Below are 2,639 nucleotides of genomic sequence, written 5' to 3'. Positions count from 1 at the left end.
GGATCACCCACAGGCCGAAATATACTTCGGCCTCTTAAATCAACCTTTCTCCGCACCCAGCGCCACTTAAACGCAAGTTGTCCGGTACTGAAGGGTATTGAGCTGAGCATGTCCTCGATTCGGTGACTCCCCGGTCCCTCCCGAATCTCCAGGAAGCCGCCGCACGGTCACGCAGTCAGGACCCAGCCTGGCCGGTGAGCTTGCCGGCCACCACTTTCGCTGAGTCCATCCCTCCCGTATTCAAAGGTGGCATTCGAGATACGCCGTGTTCACGTCAGCGTCGCCCGGCACATAGGCGCTGAACCCCGCACGGTCCCGGCGGCACCCACAACGAACGCAAGGTGCTCCTAGACGGAGAAGGCCGTGCGATCACGCTCAGTGATTACGCCGTTGCCAATCTCCATTGCATGCACGACCCCCGAACTCGGCAGGTTGAGGTGGGCATGCGCTGTGCCGGATTCCATGAAGGTGGTGCCCCTGTCGCCCGTTTAAGTGCTGGAATAGATCACGTCGGTCTGGGTGTGGGTTCCCCCACTGGCGTCCGTGACCACCGACGTCACATCGGAAAGAATTACGGTTCTGCAGAGGACCTCTCTAGTGCAGGGATTCGTTAAGGGACCGTACTGGCGGTGGTGGAACGGACGGCCTGTGTGGTCAGGACGGGTTGCGCGGCAGGCTCAGTGCTTCTACAGGCGGTGAGGACACTCAGGACGACGGCGGCAGCACTGGCGCGGGTGTATGGGTGATCTCCTATAGACCTGTGTGCGTGGACCCGGTAGCCCCGCACTTCCTTAAGGGACGACCGAATTCTTTAGAACGTGGCGAACAGCCACGTACCCATCACTTCCCAGAAGGCGGGCTGGCGATGTTGTCGACCGTCCAGATCTCGCCGCCGAGCGTGACGATGTACGCCGTGTTCCCCATGATCTCCATCGAGGTGGGCCGGTCCAGCGGGCCCGCCACGACCGTGAACGTGCCGTCCCACTCAGCCCGCACCAGCGAGCCGGTATTGGGATTCGCCGGGGCGCCTTCAAAAGTGCTGTCCCAGAAGCCCTGCGCCAGCGCAAAGAGGGTCCGCCCGCGCCCGAACTCCACGTCCACCAGCAGCCGGGCCCCGGCAGCAACCGGTGTCGCGGCGCTATCGCCTGGACGGAACTCCACCACCCGGCCTGTTTCGGGCAGGTGGGGAATAGGGCCTGCCTCGGCCATGTACACCGTGTCCCCCGCGATTGCCAAGCCGGTCGGGACGATGTTCCCGAAGGCGATCATTTCGGAGACCTCTCCGTCTTTCGTGACCTGCAGCACGCGGTTATGGTGCGCGTCGGTGACCAGGAACCCCTCACGGAACGGCTCCAGCGCATGTTGAGCCCCGCTTTTCACGAAGTAGTCCGGCTTCGGCGGGTGGGCGAGCGAGAAGGCGCCGATATCCGCGAACAGGTTGAAGCTGCCTGGGCCGTCCACGCGGTAGATGCCGACCGCGCTGTTGCCGCCGTAGTCGGGGCCAACCAGGGTCACCAGCGCGTACGCCGTGTTGCCGATGAAGGCGACGTCCACGACACCGACACCGTCTTCAGGCTTGAACGGGATGGGCAGACCACTAACGAAGGTCGTGACGGCACCTGTCTTCGGATCGACACGCCGAATGCTGCCGTCCAGGGTGACGGTGACGTATAGCGCATCCCCGGGGCCGATGGCGCTGCCGAAGGCGCCGGCCAGACCAGTCACCAGGCGTTTTGGGGTTGGCTCCGCACTGGTGACGGCCGGAGGGGTGCCGCATGCCGTGAGGACAGAGGCGAGCGTACACGCCAGGGCAGCCCGGCGCCGCAAGGTCTTGAACCGGGTGTGGGTGGTGGAAGTGGCGGCCTGAAGGTCCAGTGGTGGGGACTGTGTCATTGGGGTCTCCCTGGAATGCCATAATTCCGTTGGGCGTCGTTCAGCGTCAGCAAGCCAACCAGCGTACTCAGGTCTGCGTCAATGGCACCTCCTTTCCAGCGGACGATCATTCCGTGCCGTCTTCCAGACCAGGGAGACAGGTGCTGTCCGACGGCCCTGGTGCCGAGTGTGCTTCACTCCCATACCTGCTCCGACATCAGGTGAAAGGCGGTCTCCCACGGCGGCGCTCTTCAGGTTGACGAGCGTGTTCAGGAGCGGCGGCCAGCCGAACTAGGCGGCGTCCACTGCGTTACAGCCGTGGTGTGCCGAACCCTGGAGCGCCGATGGGCAGGAGCGCCGATCGCGTGGCGCTCCCCCGCTTCAGGACACGAGTGGCGTTCATGGCACCTCGGCTGGGCACAGCCGTGAGCAGACTTCTGGCGTCGTAACCCCCTTGCAGGTTGCACTGGGTGACAGACTCCGGTCGGTTGCGCCATGAGCTCTCGCGGCGGGCAGGCGCCCGAGGTTCGTCCGTCGCGGTCAATGCTTCCGGAGATTGTCTTCGATCATACTCTTTTTTTGGCAAAGTCCTCAGGGAATCAACAGCTTCCAGGGCAGACAGGGCGTGAGAGAAAACCGCCTTGTTGGTAGAACTGCTGAGCGTGGACGTGGCCCGGGTGACAGGCTCCAGAACGAATGGCTGGGCAGCCAGAGTGCCGCGAGTTGGAAGCTGTCAGGGATGGGCTTGAAGTTCTGGAGCGAGCCTC

Annotated in this window: 1 protein-coding gene; it reads right to left on the bottom strand. The window is 63.5% G+C overall.

The window, feature by feature from the left end:
* Positions 1 to 840 precede the first annotated feature (840 nt).
* Positions 841 to 1,893: a ScyD/ScyE family protein gene (locus Q319_RS0123050; RefSeq protein WP_029484726.1), complete on the bottom strand. Its 1,053-nt coding sequence runs from the start codon at positions 1,891 to 1,893 to the stop codon at positions 841 to 843.
* Between the last annotated feature and the right edge of the window lie 746 nt (positions 1,894 to 2,639).

Origin of the sequence: Deinococcus marmoris DSM 12784 (assembly GCF_000701405.1) — a bacterium.
Classification (GTDB): domain Bacteria; phylum Deinococcota; class Deinococci; order Deinococcales; family Deinococcaceae; genus Deinococcus; species Deinococcus marmoris.
This window is presented reverse-complemented; position numbering and strand designations above follow the sequence as displayed.